Origin of the sequence: Bradyrhizobium sp. CCBAU 11434, assembly GCF_028128895.1 — a bacterium.
In the GTDB taxonomy this organism is placed as follows: Bacteria; Pseudomonadota; Alphaproteobacteria; order Rhizobiales; family Xanthobacteraceae; genus Bradyrhizobium; species Bradyrhizobium zhengyangense.
This window is the reverse complement of record NZ_LBJX01000097.1, coordinates 256,950-280,545: the sequence shown is the minus strand read 5'-3', so window position 1 is coordinate 280,545 and position 23,596 is coordinate 256,950. Positions and strand designations below refer to the sequence as shown.

The window sequence follows — 23,596 nt, the reverse complement described above, 5'->3', positions numbered from 1 at the left end:
CCGCCGGAGGCGCGGCAACGGGAGGTGGGGCCGGCGCGGGCGGCGGTTGCGGATCGACCTTGGCCTGCTGCGGCGCCTGCTGGTCCTGCTTGGTGTCGTTCTTCTTGGCTTTCTTGGCTTTGCCCTGGCCGGTGTTGTCATAGACGCCGGGGATCTGCACCGTGCCGCGGTCCGGATCGATGCGGATGGTGCGCCCGCCATACTCGAACGTGTACTGCGCCTGCGCTGCGGTGCTCACCAAAAGGAATGCGGCCGTGGCCAACAGCTTCCTCATTTCCATCTCCCGAAAAGCTGATCCCCGCACCGACGCTTACGCCCCGGTTCATCTGCGAAAAGTGATCTAGATCACTGTCTCCGTATGAGTCGTCTGCCGGTGGTCCCCGGTTCAATAACGCCGGACTCGGTCCAGAGTTGGACGGGTGGTCCAGCTACTTCTCCGGGCAGCGCGAATCCGCGGCCTGCTCGGCACGGGCGAGGGCCGTCGCGTTGGCCTTGCCGGTGTGGATTTCGACCGCTCCAACGAGGCAGGCCTTCTCGCCATTGATTGCAAACACCGAGAGCTCCTGGATTTCGCGCTCGTCGTCACCGACCCGGCTCCAGGTCCGGATCACCGCGGCCCTGGGGACGCCGGCGCGCATGATCCACTGCACCTTGTCGCCAAAGGCTTTGCCGGCACCGCGCCATTGCGCCGTCGGCCCCTGCACCTTCTCGATCGCGCGCCTCGGCGCAATCGTCAGCGAGACGATGTTGCCCTCGTCGGCGAAGCGCACGACGTAGCCGGCCGGACCTGGGCAGGTCCACAGCCCGAACCCTTCCTTGGATTGGTCCTTGCAGGCGGGGCCCATCGCCGGCGTGAAAGGCGTCTGCCCGAATGCGCTGCCGGCTCCCGCCAGCGCGAGCGCCGTCGCCGACACGATCACCAGCCGCATGCTAGTCGAACCAGGCGGCGTAGATCTTCTTGTAGCTGCCATCCTCCATGGAGATGTGCAGCCATTGGTCGACGAAGGCTTTCAGCGCCATGTCGCGCTGGAGCCAGTAGGCCTTCTCCGAGAAGTCGAACGGCTTGTCCGGATGCACTGCGCAGAGCACGCCTGAGTTCTGCTTCTGCTGGTAGCGGGTCTCGGAGGCGTCCGTCATCATCAGGTCAGCGTTACCCTTGGCGATCTCGTGGAAGATCTCGGTGTTGTCGGGGAAGACGGTGATGTCGGCATCCTTGATGTTGGCGCGCGCGAAACGCTCATTGGTGCCGCCGGGATTGACGATGACGCGGATGCCTTTCTTGTCGATGTCGGCAATGGACTGGTACTTGCCGACGTCGGCGCAGCGCGCGATCGGTGTCTTGCCCTCGCGCATGATCGGGATCGAGAAGTAGCCCTTCTTCTGGCGATCGAGCGTCACGGAGACGCCTCCCATCGCGATGTCGAACTGGTCCGCCTCGAAATCCTTCATCAGCTTCGGCCAGGCCGTCGGCACGAACTCGACCTTGACGCCGAGCGCCTTGCCCAGCGCCTGCGCCATGTCGACGTCGAAGCCGGAGAACTGCTGTGTTGCCTTGTCCAGATAGGTGAAGGGCTTGTAGTCGCCGGTCATGCCGACGCGCAAGGTGCCGCGCTTGATGATCTCGTCGAGGCGAGAGGGCGACGCCTGCTGCGCGTGAGCCGAAAGGTTCATCAGCAGTGCGACGGCCAAAGCCGCCAAGATTCGAACGGTCATCTCTTTTCCACCCAAGCCCGAGCTGTCATTGTGCAGCTCTTCTGAGTTGGATTTAGACCAGTTGCCGGCCGCTGGCGAGGCGGAATTGAAGGGAATTGTGAAGTGACGATCTCGATGTACGAGGCCTCTGTCGGCCTCTTCGTGCCTTACCTGCGCAATCTGTCCGTGCTGCTCGACAAGGGCGTTGCCTATGCCGAGACCCGCAAGTTCAATCCGGCGGTCCTGCTCGGCATGCGCATGGCGCCGAACATGTACGATCTGGCGCAGCAGGTCGGCGAGGCCTGCCGCCACGCCACAGTGGCGCCGGCCCTGCTGGCGCGGTGCGAGCCGGTTGCGCTGCCGCCGCTGGAGCACGACATGGCCGGGCTTCAGGCTCGGATCGCCACCTCAATCGAGTTCATTGAAAGTCTTCCGCGTGCCGAAATCGATGCGGCGGCGGAGCTGAAGGTCTTCTTCAAGCTGAAGAACGGGACCGAGCTGCCCTTTACCGGGCGGACGCTGCTGCTCACCAACAGCGTCCCGCAGTTCTTCTTTCACGTCACGACCGCGTACGACCTGTTGCGGCACGCAGGCGTCGAGCTGGTGAAGAAGGACTTTTTGGGAAGGAAGTAGAGGCTTGGTCTACACCTCTCCCCGTCAGGGAGAGGTGTACGGAGTGATAGGGCAAAGGAATTACGCTTCGCCCTTGCGCTCGTAATCGGCGAGCGAGCTGCGGCCGGCTATCTCGCTGCGCAGCAGCTCGAAGCGCCTGTTGGCCTCGTCCTCGTGTTCGTCGACGAAATGCACGGCGGCCTCGCTGGTCATTGGGCCACTGACCACGGGAGCAGACTGCTCGCCGATGGTCTCGTGCACGTAATACTGGCCGTCGTCGCCGCGATGGACCGTCCATTTCAGGCGGATCGCCACCATCGGTCCGGGACCGACTTTGCTATAGCCGTCGGCGTCGGCCGGGTGCTGCGGCACCAGCGGCTGCTCCTCGACCACGGGATGCTCGTGCGCGTCCATGGTAGAATGTTCGGCTACGGCAGGATGCTCATCAGCGACGGCCGCCTCCGTCTCGGTGTCCCGGACAACGAAGGTCGGCTCGGGGTGCTCGAAAATGCTGGCGATGGTCGCCAGCGCTTGGTCGGTCGGGTCGATCTCTGACAAGGGTCCATCCTCCAGCTCGACGCGGCCGGCAAGTCTGTCCCACTGCCGCCGCGGCCGGATACATTACGCGGGTTTGATTAAGGCTGAGTTGGGGCCCGATCTGCACCAAAATGGGACGCATTCTGGCCATCCGAAGGCGGGTAGAATGGTGGCCCGCCCCCGGGATTTGCCTCAGCCGAGCACGTCCTGATTGATGATGTTCTGCCTGATCGGATCGCCGTCGATCACACTCAAGATGTTGCGCGCGGTCTGCTCGCTCATGCGCTGGACCGCCTCGACAGTCACGCCGGCGACGTGCGGGGCCATAATCACGTTGGGCAGCGCGAACAGCGCATTGCTGACCGGCGGCGGCTCGACCTCGAACACGTCGATGCCGGCGCCTGCAACCTTGCCGGAGACGAGGGCATCGTACAGCGCGGCCTCCTTCACGATGCCGCCGCGGGCGGTATTGATCAGATAGGACCTTGGCTTCATCCGGCCGATCCTGTCAGCATCGAACAGGCCGACGGTCTCAGGTGTCTTCGGGCAGTGGATGGTGACGAAGTCGGCGTTCGGCAGCGCCGCGTCGAGATCAGTGACCGGCTCGCAGCCGGCGGTCTTGATGTCGGCGGCAGGCTTATAGGGGTCGTAGACCTGCACCTTCATTTCCATCGCCTGACAGCGCTTGGCGGTGCGGCTGCCGATGCGGCCGAAGCCGATGATCAGCACGGTCTTGCCGTAGAGATCGAACGGCAGCATGCCGAGCCGGTTGGCCCATTGGCCGTCCTTGACGCAGGCATGCATCTCATTGGCGCGCTTGGCCAGCGTCAGCATCATGAACAGCGCCTGCTCGGCCACCGAGGGCGAGTTCGCGCTACCCGCGACCATCAGCGGCACCTTGCGGCGGGAGAGCGCGGGTACATCGACGGCGTCGTAGCCGACGCCGATCCGGGTCACGACTTTCATGTCGCGGGCCGCCTCGAGTTCGGTCTCGCCGAACGCGGTGGCGCCGAGCGCCACGCCGTGGACCGGCGCGTGACTCTTCAGCAGAGCCTCAAAATCCTTGGCGGAGATCAGGTTCGTAAACTCGACGAGTTCGATATCGTCTCGCTGGGTGAGGAGGGCGCGCGCCCCTTGCGACAAAGTTTGTGTAACGAAAATCTTCTTCTTGTTGGTCGCCATCGCTCCCCGCCTGCTCCAAGTTTCTTAGACCGGCGTCACAGCACGGCGCCGGTCTCCTCGTTTAGCAGGTGCATGTTGTTGAGGTCCATCGCCAAACGCATGGGAGCCCCGTCCTTGGCGCCGGCATTGGGGTCGACACGGCCGCAGACCGGCGTGCCGTCGAGCCCGAAATAAACCAGCGTCTCCATTCCCATCGGCTCGGTGACGTCGAGCACGGTGTCGAAGCTCTCGACTCCCGACCCTAGATGCGCATGCGACTCGGTGAGATGCTCGGGGCGGATGCCAAGCAGCAGCTTGTCGGTGCGCGGCAGCGCGTTGTAGCGCGCGGCGCGCGCCGATGGCAATGCAAAGGCGATGCGGTCGGTGAGGCGGATCTGGAGCGTGCCGCCGGCATCCTCCAGCCGACAGGGGATGAAATTCATCGCGGGCGAGCCGATGAAGCCTGCAACAAAACGCGTCGCCGGCTTGTGGTAGAGCTCGTTTGGCGTGCCGATCTGCTCGATCCGTCCCTTGTTCATCACCACCACACGATCGGCCAGCGTCATCGCCTCGACCTGGTCGTGGGTGACGTAGACGGTCGTGGTGCGCACCTTCTGGTGCACCTTCTTGATCTCGATGCGCATCTGCACGCGAAGTTTCGCGTCGAGGTTGGACAGCGGTTCGTCGAACAGGAAGACCTTTGGATTGCGCACGATGGCGCGCCCCATGGCGACGCGCTGGCGCTGGCCGCCCGAGAGCTGCTTCGGCTTACGGTCGATCAGGTCGGTGATGTCGAGCAAGCGTGCGGCTTCGGTCACCCGCGCCTTGATCTCGGCCTTGGGATAGTGCTTCAGCCGCAGGCCGAACGACATGTTCTCGGCAACCGTCATGTGCGGGTAGAGCGCGTAGTTCTGGAACACCATGGCGATGTCGCGATCCTTGGGCGGCACGTCGTTGACGACGTCGCCGCCGATCATGATGTCGCCGTCGCTGATGTCCTCGAGCCCCGCGATCATGCGCAGCGTAGTCGATTTGCCGCAGCCGGAGGGACCGACCAGCACGATGAACTCATGGTCGGCGATATCAAGGTCGATACCACGGACGGCTTCGACATCATCGTAGCGCTTGATCACCTTACGCAAGGAAACGTCGGCCATGAGCATTCAACCCTTTGTCGCGCCGGCAGTCAGGCCAGCAATGTAGTAGTCCATCAGGAAGGCGTAGATGATCAGCGGCGGGGCCGCGCCGAGCAGCGCGCCGGTCATGATCTGCCCCCAGTTGAAGACGTCGCCCTTGATCAGCGTGGTGGTGATGCCGACCGGCAGCACGAGCTGGTCGACCGATGTCGTGAACACCAGGGGATAGAGGAACTGGGCCCAGGACACCGTGAACGCGAAGATGGTCGCCGCGATCAGCCCGGGCAGTGCCACCGGAATGAAGATGCGCAGCAGCGTCTGGAGCCAGGAGGCGCCGTCGATGATCGCGGCCTCGTCGAGCTCCTTCGGGATCGAGGCGAAATAGCCGATCATGATCCAGGTGCAGAACGGCACCGTCAGCGTCGGATAGATGAACACCAGCACATACCAGCGGTTCAGGAGCGTGATGCCGGTGAAGTCCTGGATCATCGCCAGCATCTTGAACAGCGGAATGAACAGCAGGCTGTCCGGGATCAGATAAGTCAGGAACACGCCGGTCGCGAGCGTCGCCGATCCCCAGAATTTCATCCGCGCCAGAGCGAACGCCGCGGGGATGCTGATCAGCATCGTCACGATCACGACCACGATCGAGATGATCGACGAATTCCAGAAGAATCGCAAAAACTGGTTCGAGGTCAGCAGCTCGACATAGTTCGAGAGCGTTGGGTGAAACACCCACCACGGGTTGGTTGCCGCCGAGATCTCTGCGCTGCTCTTGAGCGAGGTGATCAGCATGTAAACTGGCGGCGTCAGGAAGAAGATCGCAAACAACACCAGGAAGAAATAGGACCAGCGCAATGCCCAGGCGCGATCCCGGCTCATGCTGCCGAGTTTGCGGGTCGGTCCAGCCTTGTCGATTACGAGCGTACTCATCAGGCTTCATTCCCGCGTTTGGAGACGTCGCGCAGGATGAAGATCGCCGCGACGGCGAGGATCGGCACCATGAACAGCGAGACGCAGGCGCCGAGCGGAATGTCGCTGCTCTGGATGCCGACCTGGAATGCCCAGGTGGCGAACAGATGCGTCGTGTCCAGCGGTCCGCCCGAGGTCAGGATGCGCACGATGTCGAAATTGGCGAAGGTCACGATCAGCGAGAACAGCGTGGTGATCGCGATGATGTTGCGCATCATCGGCAGCGTGATGTACCAGATCTTCTGCCACCAATTGGCGCCGTCGATCGCCGCCGCCTCATAGAGCTGGTCGGGAACCGATTTGAGCGCGGCCAGGTACATGATCAGGAAGAACGGCGCGCCGTACCAGACGTTGACAAGGATGACGGAGAAGCGTGCCCAGAAGGTCTCACCGAGCCAGGGGATCGGGCCGACGCCGAAGAAGGAGAGCGTGTAGTTAAAGGCGCTATAGGACGGATCGAACAGCCACAGCCAGGCCAGCGTGCTCATCGCCGGCGGAATCACCCAGGGCACCAGCAGCATGCCGCGCCATTTGCGCTGCTTCTTGCCGGGAATGTTGTGAACGAAATGCGCGACGATGAAGCCGATCAGTGCCTTGAAGACCACGGCGGTGACCGCAAAGATGCAAGACTGCTTCACCACCATCCAGAACGTCTCGCGTTTGAACAGGAAGGTGAAATTGCCCAGCCCAACGAATTTGGTCATCGCCTTGTTCAGCGTCGCCAGATATAGCGAGAAGAAGGCGGGGTAGAGCACGAGCAACGCGATCAGAAGGATCAGTGGCAGCGTCAGGAAGAACGCCACGGTCGATTTCCGGCCCAGCATGTTGCGCAGACCCGAAGCTTTTCGCGGGCGCGCGTTGCGGACGAGGCGACCTTGCTGAACGACGACATCGGCCATGGAATGAGCTTTCTGACGGAAGATGAAGGAGGAAGCCGGCGACCGGTCGACTCCTTTGTCATGCGGACGGAGTGCGAGCGCGCCTTGGCGGCTCATGCCCGGAGGCACGAACCGCCTTGGCACACACCCGGCTCAGGTCCGCATAAAACCCTCGCACTCGTCCTCGGCCCAGGCGAGCGCGGTTTCCATCTTCTCACCCTGCGCGAAGCGCAACGCCATCTTGGTCAGCGTGGCCTGGAAATAGATCTGCTGGGCGATCTTCGGCGGCGCCGGTGACGCGGCGATCGACAGGGTCTGACGATGGTAGGGATCCGGATAGTGGAACAGCGTGCCCTTGGGCGGCCCTTCCTCGGCCCAGGTCTTGAGCTTCGTCATGTTCGCGTAGGCCGGGAGATCGTATCCGCCGCTCGCCACGACGAACTTTTCAATCGCCGCGGGTGAAGACAGATGGACGAGCAGGCTCTTGGCCGCCTCCTTGTTCTTGCCGAAGCTCCAGACGCCCCAGAAATAAGGAAGGAACGGCGCAAAGCGGCCCTTCGGCCCCGACGGGAAACCATGAGTCCAGCATTGCTCGGCGACCTGCGGCGCATCGCGCTTGGCAACGGCCCAGGCGCTCGGTGGGTTCATGATCATCGCGCCGCGGCCCGAGATCAGCCATTTGTTGTTGGAGGCGTCATCCCAGGACGGCGCATCGGCTGGCAACACGGCGATCAGCTTCTTGTAGAATTCGAGTGCCTGCCGCACCGCGTCAGTCTTGACGGTGACGTCGCCCTTGGCATTGACGAGCTCGGCGCCAAACGATTGGAAGATTGCACCCGCCGTATCGACGCTGTCGGTGGTCTCGCCGAGACCGATGCCGAAGGGGAAGCCGGCCTTCTGACAGGCTTCCGCCGCCTTCAGGAATGTCTCCAACGTCCAATTGTCATCTTTCGGCGGGCCGCCGGCCGGGTACATCTCCTGGACGTCGATGCCCGCGTGCTTCTTCATGAGATCGATACGGGAGCAGGGGCCCTTGATCTGGCTTCCTGGGGTTGCCGGTACTGCAAGCCATTTGCCGCCCGACTGCGCCAGATATTTGACAGTGCCGTTGACCTCGCCATTCTGCTTGATGAGCGGCTCCATGACGTCGTTGAGCGGCTCGAGGTTTTCGGAATAAGCGTGCGGCCACCAGCTCGGCATCTGAAGAATGTCGTGACCCGACTTGGCCTGTGCTTCGGCCGCCGCGGTCAGCTCAATCTTCTTGTTGTTGCTGGTGATGTAATCAATCGAAACCTCAACTTTTTCCTTCTCACCCCATTCCTTGACGAGTGCGGTGGAGGCATCGTTGGCGCCGGGCACCCAGTGGTCCCAGAAACCGATCGAGAGTTTGCCGGCGGCGTAAGCGCCTCGGACATAGGGCGCTGCGATCAGCGCCGTGGAGGACATTGCAGTGGCAGCCACAAATTGACGTCGCGTCAGTGTCTTGCGTGACATCTCGTTTCCTCGCCTTGGTTTGTTTTATTGTTCTGTCGTTTCCTTTGAATTTCCCAAGTTTGTTTTTGATTTTGTTGTTGGACGTTTCTTTTTGGCCTCGTCATCCCCAGCGGCAGATTCACGCGAGGGACGCGGCAAATTGGTAGCGCGATCAGATCATGATTGATTGCGTCTGTCGAGAAAGCCGAATGCGTCGCGCTCTAGAACTAACGTTGTGTATGGGGCAGCGACGGCGCACGTCGTCGGTCATGAGCTGCGGCAGCTCTTATTGCGATGCACACGTGGAGCGAAGCCGCCAAATGACCCGTGCGCAATTACGCCGTAGTTCCGAATAGGCTTGCATCGCCGCTTCGCGCCAAAGCTCTTTCGAGCGGGGACAGCGATGTCCGTACCTAGACCTCGGCTCGGCGAAAACGGTAGAGTTGCAACCGGCAGGAGGCCTGCCGTTTCCTTGAGAAGGCAAGCAGATCGAGATGGAGACCCAAATGATCAACCCGGCGCCGCCTGCGCGGCTTGGCCTGCGACGATGGCTCGCGCTCGGGTCCGTGCTGACACTGCTTGTCGGCGCGTCCGCGGTTGCGAATGCACAAGGTTTGGTCAAGGGCGTCCAGGACGGAGCCGCGGCTGGTAACAAGGCGGCGGGTCCTGTCGGAGGCGTCCTCGGCGGCGCCATCGGCGGCGTGGTCGGCGTATTCACCGGTGTGCTCGGCGTCGGGAATAACAACAACGGCCAGGCGCCGGCAGCCAAGGACGCCAGCAAGGATGCTGGTAAGGACGCTTCCAAGGATGCGAAGGACGCCAAGCAGTCGGGCCCGGCCAAGGACAAGGACGCCAAGACAGCAAAAGGCGCCAAGGGGGCCAAGGCGAGCAAGGAAGCCAAGAACGCTCCCCAGGACACCAAGGACAATAAGGACGTCACGGTCCTGACCCAGCCCGGCGCGCCGCAACTGACCGCCGACCAGATCGTCGCCAACAGCGATTCCTATATCGAGCGGATCAAGACCGAGCTGAATCTCACGCCCGATCAGGAGAAGAACTGGTTCGGCTTCTCCAGTGCCATGCACTATCTCGGGCACAATGGCGCGGAGCGTCTCAACCTGCGGATGGAGCGGGCCAAGCGCGATCCGCCCGACGACATTATCGAGCAGATGCGCAACGAGGCGCAGTTCCTGATCGACCGCGCCGCCGACCAGCGCAATGTCGCCGATGCGGCCGAGCCGCTGTACTCGAGCCTCGATGACAAGCAGAAGCAGGTGTTCATCCAGGAGATGGTTCGCCTCAGCCATGAGCGCGGGCTGGATTGACCAGATTTGGATTGATCGAGCTTGAATCGGATTGCATGCATTGGTGGAATTTGAAGGCCACGAATTCGTGAATCCTTTTCGCAAATGGGGTATGCTTAGCTTCGCAACGAGGCTTGCGGGGTTGATATGGCGGACGGACTCTCCGTTTTCCTGGTCGAAGACGAGGCGTTGATCCGGATGATGATGGCTGACATGGTGGAAGAGCTTGGCCACCATGTCGTCGCGGAAGCGGACAATGTGCGCGATGCGAGCGCTTTTGCGATGACCGCGCAGTACGATTTCGCGATCCTCGACATCAATCTGATGGGCGTTTATGTCGATCCGGTCGCCGATCTGATCGAGCGGCGCGGCAAGCCGTTTCTGTTTGCCACCGGTTACGGGCCGGAATTGCTGCCGTCCTTGCTCCGGCGCCGGCCAATTCTGCGCAAGCCGATAGCGCTCGATCAGCTCAAGAGCATCATCGACTCGCTGTTTCCGGATATGCCCGCCAAAGTGCCGCACTGACACCGTCGACAGTGGAGGCATCGCCCATGAAAATGGCCGCCCGAAAGGGGCGGCCATTTGGTGACGGAAGGTCCGTCAGTGAATCACATCAGGCCGGCGCTGAGGTCGACGCCCTGCGCCATCAGGCTGAACGAGGCAATGAGGCCCAGGCAGCAGAAGACGACAATCGCTTTAAAAGAATAATCGTTCGACCGGGTCTGGATGGCAGCCGGCATTTCGGCGAGCGAAATCATGCTCATGTTCATTCCCCCTCTGTTTAATCCTGAATTGCATCAGGTGAGGGAACTTCTAGAGCAGAAAGTTTGATACAGGATTGCCAAGGATACTTAACGGAATCGCAATCGATCGCAGACTCCTCGCCGCCGGGCGTCAGGCCTTGCAAGCGTTAGTTGCGGCCGCCCCTTAGCACCGTCGCAATGGTGTGGGCCGTCATGGCGGCGCGGTCCGAGGCACGCTGTGCGGCCAAGCGGTCCCTCGCTTTTTCCTCGATCAACAGCTCGATCAGCGCTACCCGCTTCGTTTCATCATCCGCCTCGGTCAGCAGCCGGTGATAGCGGTGATAGTCGAATCCTACATCCTGCTTACGCATGTCACGCCCCCGATACGTACGCCACACACGCCGGGATTGTTTCGCATCGGACGCAAACGGGCAAGCACGATCCTGCATGGAACTGCGGATTGGCCGCAGTCAGCTGTGAATTGCCGGAGACAGACGATCCGTGCCGGCGCCCCTCAAGCCAGATTGTGATCGGCGAACATCTTCAGGCCAACGAAGCTTGCGTCGGGCTTCATGACAAGGCGCGTCGGGATGTTGCGCAAATAATCCTGGAAGCGCCCCTTGGCTTCGAAACGCGCACGGAAAGCTGAAGCCAAGAGGAATTCCGGAAAGCGTGGGACGATTCCGCCGGCAATGTAGACGCCGCCCCTGGCGCCGAAGGTCACCGCAAGATTGCCGGCCACGGAGCCGAGGATGGCGCAAAACATCTCCAGCGTCGCGCGACTGAGCAGGCAAGAGCCGTCCAGCGCCGACTTGGTGATCGCTGCCGCATCGCGTTGCGGCACCTGGGCTTCATCGACCTCGGCCATCGCCTCGTAGAGGGATTGCAGGCCGGAACCGGACAGGGCGCCGCGCTCGATCGAGACATGGCCGAAGCGCCGGCGCATCGAGGCGATTACCCGTTCCTCGCGTTCGTTCTCCGCCGGCAAGGTGGCATGCCCGGCCTCCGTGACGACAGCGAGCCGGGAGCCGTGGCGTTCGACCAGGCAGGAGACGCCAAAACCAGTCCCGGGTCCGACCACCAGCAGTGGCTCACCTGGCATGCCGTCCTGCCCGCCGAGCGGAATCAGGTCGGCCGGCTGCAGGGCGGGCAGGGACCAGGCCACCACCTCGAAATCGTTGAGCACGTGGACGCTGTCGAAGCCGAGCGCCGGCTGGAGCTCGTTGCCGTCGATGACCCAGGGGCTGTTGGTCATGACGCAGCGGTTATTGGTAACGGGGCCCGCTACAGCCAGAACGGCCCTAACCGGCTTTTCGCTGTCGGCCCGGCGCAGCACGTCGGCGATGGCCTCGCGGACCGTTGGATGGTCGGCGACCTTCACATAGTCGATCGGTCCGATCTGCTCGCCATTGCTCAGCGCGAAACGTGCATTGGTGCCGCCGATATCGGCGAGAAGAATGTTTCCTGTCTTGCCGATACTCATGGTCCTTTGGCTGCCGTGGCCTTTGGCCACAGGAACCGTTCTCCTCTGCTTCGTCGCTGCGATCCGTATGGCGCGGATACCAGAGATTCCGCTCTTGGGCACAGCTAGTCAACACGGACCCCCCAAAAGCGTTGCATTCAGGACGGTGGTTGCGAAGCCGGGCGGGAAGGTCGACATTGGCGAGAGCGGCTGGCGCCCGATGCGCCGGTCAGACGGCATTGGACTTGCGATTGGGAAGCGATTGGGGCCTCTCGATGAAGATATCCGACCGCGACGTGCTGCTGGTGATCGACGTGCAGAACGATTTTTGCACCGGAGGGGCGCTCGCCGTTCCCGGCGGCGAGAAGGTCGTCCCCGCCATCAACCGGATCGCCCAAAAATTCGCCAATGTGGTGCTGACGCAGGACTGGCACCCAGGCAATCACGTCTCCTTCGCGCCGAACCATCCGGGCAAGCAGCCGTTCCAGACCATCGAGTTGGACTATGGCACCCAGGTGCTGTGGCCGACCCATTGCGTCCAGGGCACGACTGGTGCCGAATTCCATCGGGATCTGGACCTGACGCGGGCAAGCCTGGTGGTGCGCAAGGGCTTTCGCCGCGGGATCGATTCCTATTCGGCGCTGTTTGAGAATGACAAGACGACGCCGACCGGCCTGCTGGGCTATTTGCGCGAGCGCGAGCTGAAGACCGTTTTCGTTGCCGGCCTTGCGCTCGATTTTTGCGTCCGCTTCTCCGCCGAGGATGCCCGCAAGGCTGGCTTCGAAGTTGCAGTGATCGAGGACGCCTGCCGTGGCATCGACCTCGACGGCTCGGTCGCGGCGACCCATCGAAGTCTTGGGGAGCTCGGTATTTCCGTCGTCAGCCTGGAGGCGTTCTTGTGAGGATCAATCGGTAATGGTGGCGGAGAAGACCAGTCAGCAGCCCGAGGAGGCGGGGCGTGGCCCCGATGACCCCATGCTGTGGCCGTTTGCGGCAGCAAAGCTCGCGATGGATGCCTGCTTCTGGTGGTTGGAACGCAGCCCGACGGAGCAGGGCGAAAGCGAGCTCCCCTGGACCACATCAGGCACCGTAGCATTGGAGCTTGCCACCATGCGGCTGCGGGATTGCGCGCCGACGCGATCCGGCCAGCCGGCGCTTATTTGCGCGCCCTATGCGCTGCACCGGGCCCTGATCGCAGATTTTGCACCCGGTCACAGCGTGGTGCAGTCGCTGCAACAGGGCGGTATCGATCGGGTCTATCTTACCGACTGGCGCTCGGCCACGCCTGAGATGCGCCACCTCTCGATCGACAGCTATCTGTCCGATCTCAACGTGGCTGTCGACGAGATCGGCGCGCCGGTCGATCTGGTCGGCCTGTGCCAGGGCGGCTGGCTGTCGCTACTCTATGCGGCGCGTTTTCCGGCCAAGGTACGGCGGCTGGTGCTGGTTGGCGCGCCGGTCGACCTCTCGGTCGAGTCCAGGCTGGCGCAGCTCGCCCGCAACGCGCCCGAGATGGTCTACGATCAGCTCGTTGCGCGCGGCGGCGGCAATGTCAGCGGCGAGGAGATGCTGCATGTCTGGTCGAAGGTGCCAGGTCCCGACGACATCGCGGCGGCATTGCAGCGAGACCTCTCGGACGAGGAGGGGGCGGCCCTGCTGGCGCGCTTCGACCGCTGGAACAGCGAAACGCTCAATTTGCCCGGCACCTACTATCTTCAGATCGTCAACTGGATCTTCCGCGAGAATCGGATCGCATCGGGTCATTTCACGGCGCTCGGCCGTGCGATCGACCTGAGGGACGTCAAGGCGCCAGTATTCATGCTGGCCGGGCTCGATGACAATGTCGTGCCGGCCGCGCAGGCCTTTGCCACGGGGAAGCTCCTCGGCACGCCGCCGGCTTTCGTCGCAGCACGCTCAGAGCCGAGTGACCATCTCGGTCTGTTTATGGGTGCGCGGACCCATGCCCATGCCTGGCCCCGGATCGCCGAATGGCTGCGCAACGACCTCTCCGGCGTGCTGGCGCGCAGCGCCTGACATCAGCGTGGCTTGCAAATCCGTTATGCATGACGACGGATGGCCTGCACGGGGCTCGGTCGATGGGCTACATAGAGTCGAGAGCCGGCCGCGGCCGGTCCGACAAGATCTAAGGTCCTTTGCGCGATGAGCTTCCACTCGATCTACGCCCACGGCTTTGCGCGCGTTGCGGCCTGCGTCACCACCTCCCATGTGGCTGATCCCACCGCCAATACGAAGGCGATCATCGCGGCGGCAAAAACCTGCGACGCGCAGTCGGTCGCGGTCGCCGTGTTTTCCGAGCTATGCCTGTCCGGCTACGCGATCGAGGACCTCGTCAAGCAGGATCCACTGCTCGATGCCGTCGAGCGCGGGCTCGCCTCGATCGTCGAGGCTTCGTCGGGCCTGATGACCGTGCTGATCGTCGGTGCGCCGCTACGCTTTGGCAATCGCATCTATAATTGTGCCGTCGTCCTTCACCGCGGCCGTATTCTGGGCGTCGTGCCCAAGATCTATCTGCCGACCTATCGCGAATTCTACGAGGGCCGCCATTTCGCCTCGGGCGCCGGCATCGCCGGTGAGGCGGTTGCCATCGGCAAGCTCCAGGCGCCGTTCGGCACCGACCTGCTGTTTGCGGCCGAGGACGTGCCCGGTCTCACCATCGGCGTCGAGATCTGCGAGGACATGTGGGTTCCGGTGACGCCGGCCTCCGAACTGGCACTGGCCGGCGCCAGCGTGCTGATCAACCTCTCGGGCAGCCCGATCACGATCGGCCGGGCGCGCTCGCGTGCGCTGCTCTGCCAGTCGACCTCGGCGCGCTGCCTTGCGGCCTATGTCTATTCCGCCGCAGGCGCCGGGGAATCCACCACGGACCTCGCCTGGGACGGCCAGACCTCGATCTACGAGAATGGCGTGCTGCTGGCCGAGGGCGAGCGCTTCAGGCAGGACGGCCAGATCACGATGGCCGACGTCGACCTCGACCTGCTCAGGCAGGAGCGTGCCTTGATGGGTACGTTCGACGACAACCGCCGGCAGCGCGAAGCGCTATTCCGGAAAGTGACATTCGCCCTCAAGCCGCCGTCCGTGGATATCGGCTTCCTGCGCAAGGTCGAGCGTTTCCCGTTCGTGCCGAGCGACGAGCATTTGCTCGAGCAGGACTGCTACGAGGCCTACAACATCCAGGTCGCGGGCCTCGTGCAGCGCATGCGCGCCACCGGCACCAAGCGTGTTGTGATCGGCGTATCGGGCGGCCTCGATTCCACCCACGCGCTGATCGTCGCCGCCAAGGCCGTCGACCTGCTCGGCCTGCCGCGCGAGAATATTTTGGCCTACACCATGCCGGGCTTCGCCACCGGCAGCGAAAGCAAGACCAATGCACTGGCGCTGATGAAGGCGTTGCAGACCACCTGGCAGGAGCTCGACATCCGCACCACCGCCACGCAGATGCTGAAGGACATCGACCATCCCTTCGGCAAAGGCGAGAAGGTCTACGACGTCACCTTCGAGAACGTGCAGGCGGGCCTGCGCACCGACTATCTGTTCCGGCTCGCCAACCATCATGGCGGCATCGTCATCGGCACCGGCGACCTCTCCGAACTCGCGCTGGGCTGGTGCACCTATGGCGTCGGCGACCAGATGGCGCATTACAACGTCAACGCCGGCGTGCCGAAGACGCTGATCCAGCATCTGATCCGCTGGGTGATTGCTTCGAAGCAGTTCAGCCGCGATGTGAACGGAACCCTGGCTTCAATCCTCTCGGCCGAAATCTCGCCGGAGCTGGTTCCCGTGAAGCCGGGCGAGAAGCCGCAAAGCACCGAGGCTTCCGTCGGGCCCTACGAATTGCAGGATTTCAACCTGTTCTACACGCTGCGCTTCGGCTTACGGCCGTCCAAGATCGCCTTCATGGCGTTCCAGGCGTGGAAGGATGTCGCCGAGGGCGAATGGCCGCCGGCATTCCCGGCCGATAAACGTCGCGCATACGATCTTAAGGAGATCCGCCGCTGGCTTGAGGTGTTCCTGCGACGGTTCTTCGCCTTCAGCCAGTTCAAGCGCTCGGCGATGCCAAACGGGCCAAAAGTTTCAGCCGGCGGCTCGCTGTCACCGCGTGGTGACTGGCGCGCGCCGTCGGATTCCAGCGCCGCGGCCTGGCTCGAGGACCTCGAGCGAAACGTGCCGAGCTGAGGGCGCGGCGGGTCGGCATTGCCGGGGAGACGATCTGATGTCGGCCGGGGACGGGTCGGAAGCGGGCGAGAAGGCCAGGGTCGTCAACGGCCTCTACATCTTCGATATCGAGATGCGTGACGGCAAGCGCGGTCAGGCGAGAGGCGTGGTCGTGCTGTGCGACGGGCGCATCATGGGTGGCGACAGCTATTTCTACTACACGGGCAGCTACACCTTCCGGAACGGCAAGTGGCGCGGCGACATGATCGTCAACCAGCACACCGAGGCGGTCGGAAGGACTCTCGCCTTCGGAGGCAGGGAAGTCACTTGCGGCTTTTCGGGGGACTACTCGGCCGGCGGTGCGGAGGTTGAAGGCATGGCGCTGGTCGGCAAGACCAGCGTGACGTTCACGGCCCGGCTGACATTAAAGGATGCGATGTAGGGCGACCTGATCTTCCCACGAGCGAACGACGATTCGGCTCAGGAACATTCGTACCGAAGGGGCGTTCGCGTCTGTCATTGAAATCGAGCCGTCAACGGTGGGCTCGAGTGCGTGGACGGATTCACTGAGCGTGACGGTTCAGATGCCGGGCGGCAGCTCATCCACCCCGATCCCGCTCGGTACCGCCGCCGGCGATATCATGGTCGCGAAGCAAGGGCAGGGTGACTGCACGGTGATTATCGATCCGCAAACGCGCCGAGTGCTGGACCGGCAAGGCACCGTCAAAACGACTTCGCGCCGCGCGGCTCATAAAGCCGGCGGCGCGAAATTGCGTTCGAAGTAGAAAGTTCCGAGGTCCGGAGTGCCTAGGAGTCCGGACCTCGTCACCTTGCCCCAGCCTTCAATCCCCCGCCCCATGTGGTCCCCCAACCCCATGGTGCGCGATCAGAGGGTGATGCCCGTGGAAGTGGCCGCCGATCGATGTCCCGCGATGTACGCGAGTTGTAGTTAGGATTCCATTCCGGATCACTACGGACTGAAAAACACTTGATCCAGCACGCGGATGTATGCGCATGCGCACGCTGCATTTGCCGCTGCACGAAATCACGCAAGCGCGCGACACGATGTCCACATCTCATGCAGCTTGCGGAACCTCGATTTCACCGGCCTGTCATTGAACTGGTCTAGCGCTGCTCTCCGTCATCGCTGACGATCAAGGGAGCAAGTCATGTCGAAGCCGGTGTTGGGCGCCGCACTGTCCATCAAGTCGATCCCCGCTCATCGCGACTGGCTTCTCGAACGGCAGCGCGATCTCGAAATTCAGGATTTCTTCCGCGCCGATCTGCTTGACGGCGACTGGCGCACGCCCGCCGCTGAAATCAAGCAGATGCTGTCGGGCCACAGCGGGCGCCTCGGCATCCACGGTCCGTTCTGGGGCTTCAAGATCGACAGCCACGATCACCTGATCCGCCAAGCCGTGACCAAGCGGCTGCTGCAAGGCCTTGATGCTGCGGAATTCCTCGGCGCGACGCAGATGGTCATGCATTCGCCCTTCACCACCTGGGATCACAACAACCTCGATCTCTATCCTGATAACCGCGCCAACATCGTCGAGCGCGTCAAGGCGACGCTGGCTGAGGTGATCGCGCGCGCCGAGACCATCGGCTGCGAGATCGTCATCGAGAACATCGAGGACAAGGACCCGCGCGACCGCGTCCGTCTCGCCAAGGCGCTCGAAAGCAGCAGGGTCCGTGTCTCGCTCGACACCGGCCACGCCAACTACGCCCACATCTCCACCGGTGCGCCGCCCGTCGATTATTACGTCGAGACCGCCGGCGACATGCTGACGCATGTGCATCTCCAGGACACCGACGGTTTTGCCGACCGCCACTGGGCGCCGGGTGAAGGCAACATCCCCTGGGTGGCCGTGTTCCGTGCGCTCGACCGGCTGAATTCCAATCCGCGGCTGATCCTCGAACTGCGCAACCATGACGACGTCCGCAAGGGTGCGGCGCATCTCGCCGCGCTCGGTCTCGCCGAATAACAGACATCAGAGGGCAGGGTCACCGCCATGAGCAAGCTTACCCGTCGTACGATCCTTAAGTCCGGCGGTGCCGCCGCCGGCACGCTGCTGCTGCCACGCTTTGCGATTGGGCAGGCCGACAACCGTCCGTCGGTGACGATCGCGGTGCAGAAGGTGACCAACGCCAACGTGCTCGACGTGTTGCGCGAGCAGTCCAACGTCGGCGAGCGCGTGTTCTTCTCATCAATCTGGGAAGGCCTGATTTCCAAGAACTGGCGCGGCAATCTCGAGGCCGTGCCCGGTCTTGCCACCGAATGGCGCCGCATCGACGACCAGACTGTGGAAGTGAAGCTGCGCCAGGGCGTGAAATTCCACAATGGCGACGAGCTGACGGCCGAGGACGTTCTCTTCACCTTCAGCCGCGAGCGCATGTTCGGCGAGACCGAGGCCAAGAGCCGCAGCACCATTCAGGCGTTCGAGAAGATCCCGATGCCGAAGCCCGGCAAGGAATTGCCACCCGACGTGCCCGCGGTTGCGCGCCGCATCTGGCCGGACCTCGTGCGCGTCGACGCCGTCGATAAATACACAGTGCGCTTCTACAACGCGACGCCCGACGTCACCATCGAGGGCCGGCTGTCGCGCTTTGGCTCCGACATCGCCAACCGCCGCGCCTGGGACGAATCCGCAAGCTATCTCGACTGGGCGCGCAAGCCTGTCACCACCGGTCCCTACAAGGTCGTCGAGCTCAAGCCCGACGTGTCGCTGACGCTGGAAGCGCACGACGAATATTGGGGCGGCCGTCCGCCGCTCAAGCGCATCCGCTTCCTGGAAGTCCCTGAAGTGGCGAGCCGCATCAACGGGCTACTCTCGGGCGAATATCAGTTCGCCTGCGACATCCCGCCGGACCAGATCGCCGGCATCGAGAAGAATTCCGCGTTCGAGGTGCAGGGCGGCACCATCCTCAATCACCGCCTGACGGTGTTCGACAAGAACCACGCCGTGCTCGCCAACCCGCTGGTGCGCCGCGCCTTCACCCACGCCATCGACCGGCAGGCCATCGTCGACAGTCTGTGGGCCGGCCGCACCCGCGTGCCGAAGGGCCTGCAGTGGGAGTTCTATGGCGACATGTTCAACGCCGATTGGGACGTGCCTGCCTATGATCCCAAGCTCGCGCAGGATCTGTTGAGGCAGGCGAACTACAAAGGCGATCCGATCCCGTACCGCCTGCTCAACAATTACTACACCAATCAGGTCGCGACCGCGCAGGTGCTGGTCGAGATGTGGAAGTCGGTTGGTCTCAACGTTGAGATTGAGACCAAGGAGAACTGGTCGCAGATCATGGAACGCGCGCCGACGCGTGCGGTGCGCGACTGGTCGAACTCGGCGGCCTTCAACGATCCGGTGTCGTCGCTGGTTGCCCAGCATGGTCCGAACGGCCAGCAGCAGCAGATCGGCGAATGGACCAACGCCGAGCTGAACAAGCTCTCCGAGTTCCTGGAGACCTCGACCGACCGCGCGGCACGCAAGAAAGCTTTCCACCGGATGCTGGAGATCGCCGAGCGCGAGGACCCCGCCTACACGGTGCTGCACCAGAACGCGACCTTCACGGCCAAGCCGAAATCGATCAAATGGAAGGCGGCCCCGGCGTTCGCGATGGATTTCCGCGCCGGCAATTTCGAGGCGTAGGGCGGTGACGCCGCTCATCAGCATCCAGGGCTTGAGCGTTGCCTTTGGCGGCGTGCCGGTCCTGCGGGGCGTCGATCTCGCGCTTGGCAAGGGCGAAGCTCTCGGCCTCGTCGGCGAGTCCGGCTCGGGCAAATCAGTCACGTGGCTTGCCGCGCTTGGGCTCCTGCCGCGACATGCTGATGTCTCGGGCTCCGTCCGGCTCGACGGACGCGAGCTGCTTCTCGCGCCGGCCTCCGAGCTCGACAAGGTCAGGGGCGGGAGGATCGCCATGATCTTCCAGGATCCGGCGAGCGCCCTCAATCCGGTGCTGACCATTCGCAAGCAGCTTTGCGAAGCCTTGGCGCTGCATCGCGATCTCTCCGGTGAGGCCGTGAAGGCGGAAGCGCTGCGGCTGCTCAACCTCGTCGGCATTCCCGACGCGGCGCGGCGGCTCTCCGCCTATCCGCACGAATTCTCCGGCGGCCAGGTCCAGCGCATCATGATCGCGATGGCGCTTGCCGGAAATCCTGACCTGCTGATCGCGGACGAGCCGACCACCGCGCTCGATGCCACCATCCAGGCGCAGATCCTCGAACTGCTCTCCACCATCTGCCGGGAGATGAACATGGCGATGGTTTTGATCAGCCACGATCTCGGCGTCGTCGCCGAAAACTGCGACCGCGTTGCCGTGATGTATGCCGGCCGCATCGTCGAGCAGGCGCCCGCCAACCAGCTCTTCGCCGACCCCGTCCATCCCTATGCGCAGGGCCTGATCGGGGCGCTGCCGCCGCTCGACGGGCCGCACCGTCGCCTAACCGCCATTCCCGGCGCGGTGCCCGATCCGGCGCACATGCCCGGCGGATGTGCCTTCGCGCCACGCTGTGCGCTCGCAACTGAACCGTGCGGCCTTGCCGCGCCGACTCTTGCGCCGATCGCCGACGACCGCACCGTTGCCTGCATCCGCGCCGAGGCCTCGCGCCGCGCGCTGCTCGGGATCGCCGCCGAATGAACCCGCCGCTCGTCGAGGTGTCCTCGATCTCACGCAGCTATGCGATGCGTTCCGGGATGTTCGGACGCAGCACCGCCGTGCACGCCGTTGACGGCATATCGCTGACGATTCCCAAGGGCGAAACACTCGGCCTCGTCGGCGAGTCCGGCTCGGGCAAGTCCACGACGGGACGCATCGTGCTGGGCCTTGAGCCGCCCGATCGCGGCGAAGTGAGGTTCGAGGGCAAGCCGATGGCGGCGCTCGGAACGCCAGCGTGGCGCGCGCAACGCGCCCGCATGCAGATGATTTTTCAGGATCCGCTGGGCGCGCTGGACCGACGCCTGCCGGTCGCGACCCAAATTCGCGAGCCCCTGGATATTCACGGCATCGGCACACCGGACGAGCGCGAAGAGCGGGTCCGTGAATTGTTCCGGGCGGTCGAGCTGACGCCTGCCCATGGCGCGCGTTATCCCGGAGCGCTCTCCGGCGGCCAGCGCCAGCGCATCGTGTTGGCGCGGGCGTTGGCGACGAAGCCGGATTTCCTGGTCTGCGACGAGCCGGTCAGCGCGCTCGACGTCTCGATCCAGGCCCAGGTGGTAAATCTGCTCTGCGATCTCCAGGCGCAGCTTGGGCTGACGCTGCTGTTCATCAGCCACGATCTGCGCGTCGTCAGGCAGATCAGCAATGTCGTCGCCGTGATGTATCTCGGCCGCATCGTCGAGATCGGCAGCGCCGACGATCTCTTTGCGCGCCCAGAACACCCGTACACGCAAGCGCTGGTCTCAGCGTCACCCGCGCCCGGTCGCCGCAGCGCGGGTCGCATCATGCTCTCAGGCGATCCGCCGAACCCGGCGGCACGCCCGCAAGGCTGCGCCTTCCACCCACGCTGCCCGCGCGCCATCGCGCGCTGCGCGAGCGAGGTGCCGCCACTTTCCGCGGTCGGCGGCGACAGGCAGGTGGCCTGCCATCTCGTCACGGGCGCCCAAACGCGGGATGCCGCGTGATGGGACGCTATTTCGCCATTCGAATCGGACGCGCGGCGCTTACGATCGTGCTCGTCGTCACCTTCGCCTTCGTCGTGCTGCGTCTCTCGGGCGATCCCGCGCTGATGATCCTGGGCCCCGAAGCGCCGCCGGAAGTCCTCGCCGCCTTCCGCAAGGCCTGGGGCCTCGATGACCCCATCTGGTTTCAGTACCTCGATTACTTCGGCGCCATCGCCAAGGGCGAGCTCGGCCGCTCCATGCGCGACGGAAGGCCCGCGATGGAGCTCGTGCTGGAGCGAATTCCGGCGACGCTGGCGCTGACGCTGCCGGCCTTTGTGTTCAAGGTCGCGCTTGGCATTCCTGCCGGAATCTATGCCGCGCTGCATCGCGGTTCGGCCATCGATCGCGCCGTGATGATGACGGCGGTTGCCGGCTTCACCGTGCCGAGTTTTGTCCTTGCGCTGCTGCTGGTGCTGATCTTCGCCGTGCAACTCGGCTGGCTGCCGTCAGGCGGACAGGACAGCTGGCGTCACGCTATCCTCCCGATCGCGACACTCAGCCTTGGCGGGGCCGCGGTGCTCGCACGTTTCACCCGCAGCGCGATGCTGGAAGTGCTCGGCCAGCCCTATATCCGCACGGCGTCGGCCAAGGGCGTGCCGTGGCGCAAGGTCGTGACCTCGCATGCGCTGCCAAACGCGGCGATCCCGACCGTGACCATTCTTGGCTTTATGATCGGCTCGCTGATTGCGGGTGCGGTCGTGGTCGAGAGCGTGTTTGCCTGGCCGGGGGTAGGGCGGCTGCTTGTCGTCGCCGTCGCCAACCGCGATCTCGCGGTCGTGCAGTGCATCTTGCTGCTGGTTGCACTGACCATGGTGACGTCGAACCTCGTCGTCGACTTCCTTTACGGCTTCCTCGATCCGCGCTTGCGCGCCAAAGGAGCGCATGCATGACCGAGGCAACGCTGAAGGACACCGCTGTCAGCAGGCGCATCAGCCTGCCGGCGATCCCGATCTCGGTTACGCTCGCAATCACCTGGATCGTCGCGATGCTCGTCATCGCGGCCTTCGCCGAGAAGTTCACGCCCTATGGCTACACGCAGTTCGATCTGCGCAATCGCCTGGCTGCCCCGGGCAATGTCGCGCATTGGCTCGGCACCGACGAGCTCGGCCGCGACGTGCTGTCGCGCCTGCTCGTCTCGATCCGCATCTCGCTGCTGATCGCATTCGGCGCGACCGCGATCTCGGCCGTTGCAGGAACCACGCTCGGCTTCCTCGCCGCGCATTTCCGCGGTTTGGTCGAGCAGCTCGTGCTGATGCTGTCCGATTTCCAGGCCAGCATGCCGTTCCTGATCATGGCACTCGCCGTGCTCGCCTTCTTTGGCAACTCCCTGCCGCTCCTGATCGGCCTGATGGGCCTGTTCGGCTGGGAGCGCTACGCCCGCATTGCGCGGGGCCTTGCCATCTCCGCCAATGCGCAAGGGTACGCCGCTGCCGTCCGACAATTGGGGGCGCGGCCTTCGCGGATCTATCTCAGGCACATCCTGCCGAACATCGCCTCGACCCTGATCGTCTCGACGACGCTTGTTTTCCCAGAGGTGATCTTGATGGAGTCGGGCCTGTCCTTCCTCGGCCTGGGCGTGCAGCCGCCGATGACCAGCCTCGGCAACATGGTCGGCTACGGCCGCGAGTATTTGACCCGGGCGCCCTGGATCATGCTGGCGCCGGCCACGACGATCGTGGTCACGACGCTGGCGGTCTCCGTGATCGGCGATTGGCTGCGCGATAAGCTCGATCCGACCCTGCAATAGGGGCGCGTCGGGAGCAGGGGAGGCCTGCACCGGGCCAATCCGGGGG

25 protein-coding genes and 1 pseudogene are annotated in these 23,596 nt (G+C 63.6%); 14 read left to right on the top strand and 12 right to left on the bottom strand.

What is annotated here, in order from left to right; translation table 11 throughout:
* The 3 genes and pseudogenes from XI06_RS29310 to XI06_RS29300 all read right to left on the bottom strand — a co-directional run.
* Window positions 1–274 (bottom strand): annotated as a pseudogene (locus XI06_RS29310) (DUF2147 domain-containing protein); the annotation flags it as partial.
* A 154-nt stretch (window positions 275–428) separates the two neighbouring features.
* The gene (locus tag XI06_RS29305; protein ID WP_237868849.1) at window positions 429–929 is read right to left on the bottom strand and encodes a hypothetical protein; all 501 of its coding nucleotides are present in this window, start codon (window positions 927–929) and stop codon (window positions 429–431) included.
* Window position 930: 1 nt separating this feature from the next.
* Window positions 931–1,713: a transporter substrate-binding domain-containing protein gene (locus XI06_RS29300; RefSeq protein WP_237862320.1), complete on the bottom strand. Its 783-nt coding sequence runs from the start codon at window positions 1,711–1,713 to the stop codon at window positions 931–933.
* A gap of 114 nt (window positions 1,714–1,827) precedes the next feature.
* On the opposite strand from XI06_RS29300, the gene XI06_RS29295 reads away from it, so the two are divergent.
* Entirely contained in the window at window positions 1,828–2,325 is a 498-nt protein-coding gene (locus XI06_RS29295) for a DUF1993 domain-containing protein (RefSeq protein WP_237869984.1), read from the top strand.
* A 60-nt stretch (window positions 2,326–2,385) separates the two neighbouring features.
* Here the strand turns inward: XI06_RS29295 and XI06_RS29290 are convergent, their stop codons facing one another.
* From XI06_RS29290 to XI06_RS29265, 6 genes are all read right to left on the bottom strand, one after another.
* Complete coding sequence (locus XI06_RS29290) at window positions 2,386–2,862, bottom strand: hypothetical protein (RefSeq protein WP_237868851.1); 477 nt, start codon at window positions 2,860–2,862, stop codon at window positions 2,386–2,388.
* 171 nt (window positions 2,863–3,033) lie between these two features.
* Entirely contained in the window at window positions 3,034–4,023 is a 990-nt protein-coding gene (locus XI06_RS29285) for a hydroxyacid dehydrogenase (RefSeq protein WP_271607061.1), read from the bottom strand.
* Between the two features lie 35 nt (window positions 4,024–4,058).
* Window positions 4,059–5,159: an ABC transporter ATP-binding protein gene (locus XI06_RS29280; protein ID WP_237862323.1), complete on the bottom strand. Its 1,101-nt coding sequence runs from the start codon at window positions 5,157–5,159 to the stop codon at window positions 4,059–4,061.
* Between the two features lie 6 nt (window positions 5,160–5,165).
* A complete protein-coding gene (locus XI06_RS29275) occupies window positions 5,166–6,071 on the bottom strand; it encodes a carbohydrate ABC transporter permease (RefSeq protein ID WP_237862324.1) in 906 nt (301 codons plus the stop codon).
* Window positions 6,071–7,009: a carbohydrate ABC transporter permease gene (locus XI06_RS29270; protein ID WP_237862325.1), complete on the bottom strand. Its 939-nt coding sequence runs from the start codon at window positions 7,007–7,009 to the stop codon at window positions 6,071–6,073. Before XI06_RS29270 ends, XI06_RS29275 begins: the two co-directional genes overlap by 1 nt.
* A 132-nt stretch (window positions 7,010–7,141) precedes the next feature.
* Complete coding sequence (locus XI06_RS29265; RefSeq protein WP_237862326.1) at window positions 7,142–8,482, bottom strand: ABC transporter substrate-binding protein; 1,341 nt, start codon at window positions 8,480–8,482, stop codon at window positions 7,142–7,144.
* A gap of 485 nt (window positions 8,483–8,967) precedes the next feature.
* On the opposite strand from XI06_RS29265, the gene XI06_RS29260 reads away from it, so the two are divergent.
* Together XI06_RS29260 and XI06_RS29255 are read left to right on the top strand one after the other, a co-directional pair.
* Window positions 8,968–9,786: a Spy/CpxP family protein refolding chaperone gene (locus tag XI06_RS29260; protein ID WP_237862327.1), complete on the top strand. Its 819-nt coding sequence runs from the start codon at window positions 8,968–8,970 to the stop codon at window positions 9,784–9,786.
* A gap of 126 nt (window positions 9,787–9,912) precedes the next feature.
* Window positions 9,913–10,290, top strand: a complete 378-nt coding sequence (locus XI06_RS29255; protein WP_237862328.1) for a response regulator — start codon at window positions 9,913–9,915, stop codon at window positions 10,288–10,290.
* Between the two features lie 83 nt (window positions 10,291–10,373).
* Here the strand turns inward: XI06_RS29255 and XI06_RS29250 are convergent, their stop codons facing one another.
* The 3 genes from XI06_RS29250 to glk form a co-directional block, all read right to left on the bottom strand.
* A complete protein-coding gene (locus XI06_RS29250; RefSeq protein WP_237890138.1) occupies window positions 10,374–10,523 on the bottom strand; it encodes a hypothetical protein in 150 nt (49 codons plus the stop codon).
* Window positions 10,524–10,675: 152 nt separating this feature from the next.
* Window positions 10,676–10,879, bottom strand: coding sequence for a hypothetical protein (locus XI06_RS29245; protein ID WP_237862329.1), 204 nt, complete (start codon window positions 10,877–10,879; stop codon window positions 10,676–10,678).
* A 143-nt stretch (window positions 10,880–11,022) separates the two neighbouring features.
* Window positions 11,023–11,991, bottom strand: a complete 969-nt coding sequence (gene glk, locus XI06_RS29240) for a glucokinase (protein WP_237862330.1) — start codon at window positions 11,989–11,991, stop codon at window positions 11,023–11,025.
* Window positions 11,992–12,245: 254 nt separating this feature from the next.
* On the opposite strand from glk, the gene pncA reads away from it, so the two are divergent.
* The 11 genes from pncA (at window position 12,246) to XI06_RS29185 (ending at window position 23,550) form a co-directional block, all read left to right on the top strand.
* Window positions 12,246–12,872, top strand: coding sequence for a bifunctional nicotinamidase/pyrazinamidase (pncA, locus tag XI06_RS29235; RefSeq protein WP_237868853.1), 627 nt, complete (start codon window positions 12,246–12,248; stop codon window positions 12,870–12,872).
* Between the two features lie 16 nt (window positions 12,873–12,888).
* Window positions 12,889–14,004: an alpha/beta fold hydrolase gene (locus XI06_RS29230; RefSeq protein WP_377802679.1), complete on the top strand. Its 1,116-nt coding sequence runs from the start codon at window positions 12,889–12,891 to the stop codon at window positions 14,002–14,004.
* Window positions 14,005–14,130: 126 nt separating this feature from the next.
* Window positions 14,131–16,164 carry an NAD(+) synthase gene (locus tag XI06_RS29225; protein WP_237868855.1) on the top strand — a complete coding sequence of 678 codons (2,034 nt, stop codon included), beginning with the start codon at window positions 14,131–14,133 and terminating at the stop codon, window positions 16,162–16,164.
* Window positions 16,165–16,201: 37 nt separating this feature from the next.
* On the top strand, window positions 16,202–16,585 hold the full coding sequence (locus XI06_RS29220; RefSeq protein ID WP_237890109.1) for a GrlR family regulatory protein: 384 nt from the start codon (window positions 16,202–16,204) through the stop codon (window positions 16,583–16,585).
* Between the two features lie 130 nt (window positions 16,586–16,715).
* Complete coding sequence (locus XI06_RS29215; RefSeq protein ID WP_237868858.1) at window positions 16,716–16,928, top strand: hypothetical protein; 213 nt, start codon at window positions 16,716–16,718, stop codon at window positions 16,926–16,928.
* 384 nt (window positions 16,929–17,312) lie between these two features.
* On the top strand, window positions 17,313–18,128 hold the full coding sequence (locus XI06_RS29210) for a sugar phosphate isomerase/epimerase family protein (RefSeq protein WP_237868859.1): 816 nt from the start codon (window positions 17,313–17,315) through the stop codon (window positions 18,126–18,128).
* 27 nt (window positions 18,129–18,155) lie between these two features.
* Window positions 18,156–19,793, top strand: a complete 1,638-nt coding sequence (locus XI06_RS29205) for an ABC transporter substrate-binding protein (RefSeq protein ID WP_237868860.1) — start codon at window positions 18,156–18,158, stop codon at window positions 19,791–19,793.
* 4 nt (window positions 19,794–19,797) lie between these two features.
* A complete protein-coding gene (locus XI06_RS29200; protein ID WP_271607060.1) occupies window positions 19,798–20,781 on the top strand; it encodes an ABC transporter ATP-binding protein in 984 nt (327 codons plus the stop codon).
* Window positions 20,778–21,764, top strand: coding sequence for an ABC transporter ATP-binding protein (locus tag XI06_RS29195; protein WP_237868862.1), 987 nt, complete (start codon window positions 20,778–20,780; stop codon window positions 21,762–21,764). Before XI06_RS29200 ends, XI06_RS29195 begins: the two co-directional genes overlap by 4 nt.
* The gene (locus tag XI06_RS29190; RefSeq protein ID WP_237862340.1) at window positions 21,764–22,693 is read left to right on the top strand and encodes an ABC transporter permease; all 930 of its coding nucleotides are present in this window, start codon (window positions 21,764–21,766) and stop codon (window positions 22,691–22,693) included. The genes XI06_RS29195 and XI06_RS29190 overlap by 1 nt, the downstream gene beginning before the upstream one ends.
* Window positions 22,690–23,550, top strand: a complete 861-nt coding sequence (locus XI06_RS29185) for an ABC transporter permease (protein ID WP_237868864.1) — start codon at window positions 22,690–22,692, stop codon at window positions 23,548–23,550. The genes XI06_RS29190 and XI06_RS29185 overlap by 4 nt, the downstream gene beginning before the upstream one ends.
* The last annotated feature ends 46 nt before the right edge of the window (window positions 23,551–23,596 follow it).

What these genes read in the sequence shown, in the direction of transcription:
- XI06_RS29195 (WP_237868862.1), top strand. Translation starts at nt 20,778, where the DNA reads ATGAACCCGCCGCTCGTCGAGGTGTCCTCGATCTCACGCAGCTATGCG.
- XI06_RS29255 (WP_237862328.1), top strand. Translation starts at nt 9,913, where the DNA reads ATGGCGGACGGACTCTCCGTTTTCCTGGTCGAAGACGAGGCGTTGATC.
- XI06_RS29295 (WP_237869984.1), top strand. Translation starts at nt 1,828, where the DNA reads ATGTACGAGGCCTCTGTCGGCCTCTTCGTGCCTTACCTGCGCAATCTG.
- XI06_RS29285 (WP_271607061.1), bottom strand. Translation starts at nt 4,023, where the DNA reads ATGGCGACCAACAAGAAGAAGATTTTCGTTACACAAACTTTGTCGCAA.
- XI06_RS29185 (WP_237868864.1), top strand. Translation starts at nt 22,690, where the DNA reads ATGACCGAGGCAACGCTGAAGGACACCGCTGTCAGCAGGCGCATCAGC.
- XI06_RS29225 (WP_237868855.1), top strand. Translation starts at nt 14,131, where the DNA reads ATGAGCTTCCACTCGATCTACGCCCACGGCTTTGCGCGCGTTGCGGCC.
- XI06_RS29280 (WP_237862323.1), bottom strand. Translation starts at nt 5,159, where the DNA reads ATGGCCGACGTTTCCTTGCGTAAGGTGATCAAGCGCTACGATGATGTC.
- XI06_RS29190 (WP_237862340.1), top strand. Translation starts at nt 21,764, where the DNA reads ATGGGACGCTATTTCGCCATTCGAATCGGACGCGCGGCGCTTACGATC.
- pncA (WP_237868853.1), top strand. Translation starts at nt 12,246, where the DNA reads ATGAAGATATCCGACCGCGACGTGCTGCTGGTGATCGACGTGCAGAAC.
- XI06_RS29305 (WP_237868849.1), bottom strand. Translation starts at nt 929, where the DNA reads ATGCGGCTGGTGATCGTGTCGGCGACGGCGCTCGCGCTGGCGGGAGCC.
- XI06_RS29265 (WP_237862326.1), bottom strand. Translation starts at nt 8,482, where the DNA reads ATGTCACGCAAGACACTGACGCGACGTCAATTTGTGGCTGCCACTGCA.
- XI06_RS29260 (WP_237862327.1), top strand. Translation starts at nt 8,968, where the DNA reads ATGATCAACCCGGCGCCGCCTGCGCGGCTTGGCCTGCGACGATGGCTC.
- XI06_RS29270 (WP_237862325.1), bottom strand. Translation starts at nt 7,009, where the DNA reads ATGGCCGATGTCGTCGTTCAGCAAGGTCGCCTCGTCCGCAACGCGCGC.
- XI06_RS29210 (WP_237868859.1), top strand. Translation starts at nt 17,313, where the DNA reads ATGTCGAAGCCGGTGTTGGGCGCCGCACTGTCCATCAAGTCGATCCCC.
- XI06_RS29245 (WP_237862329.1), bottom strand. Translation starts at nt 10,879, where the DNA reads ATGCGTAAGCAGGATGTAGGATTCGACTATCACCGCTATCACCGGCTG.
- XI06_RS29300 (WP_237862320.1), bottom strand. Translation starts at nt 1,713, where the DNA reads ATGACCGTTCGAATCTTGGCGGCTTTGGCCGTCGCACTGCTGATGAAC.
- XI06_RS29220 (WP_237890109.1), top strand. Translation starts at nt 16,202, where the DNA reads ATGTCGGCCGGGGACGGGTCGGAAGCGGGCGAGAAGGCCAGGGTCGTC.
- XI06_RS29275 (WP_237862324.1), bottom strand. Translation starts at nt 6,071, where the DNA reads ATGAGTACGCTCGTAATCGACAAGGCTGGACCGACCCGCAAACTCGGC.
- XI06_RS29205 (WP_237868860.1), top strand. Translation starts at nt 18,156, where the DNA reads ATGAGCAAGCTTACCCGTCGTACGATCCTTAAGTCCGGCGGTGCCGCC.
- glk (WP_237862330.1), bottom strand. Translation starts at nt 11,991, where the DNA reads ATGAGTATCGGCAAGACAGGAAACATTCTTCTCGCCGATATCGGCGGC.
- XI06_RS29250 (WP_237890138.1), bottom strand. Translation starts at nt 10,523, where the DNA reads ATGATTTCGCTCGCCGAAATGCCGGCTGCCATCCAGACCCGGTCGAAC.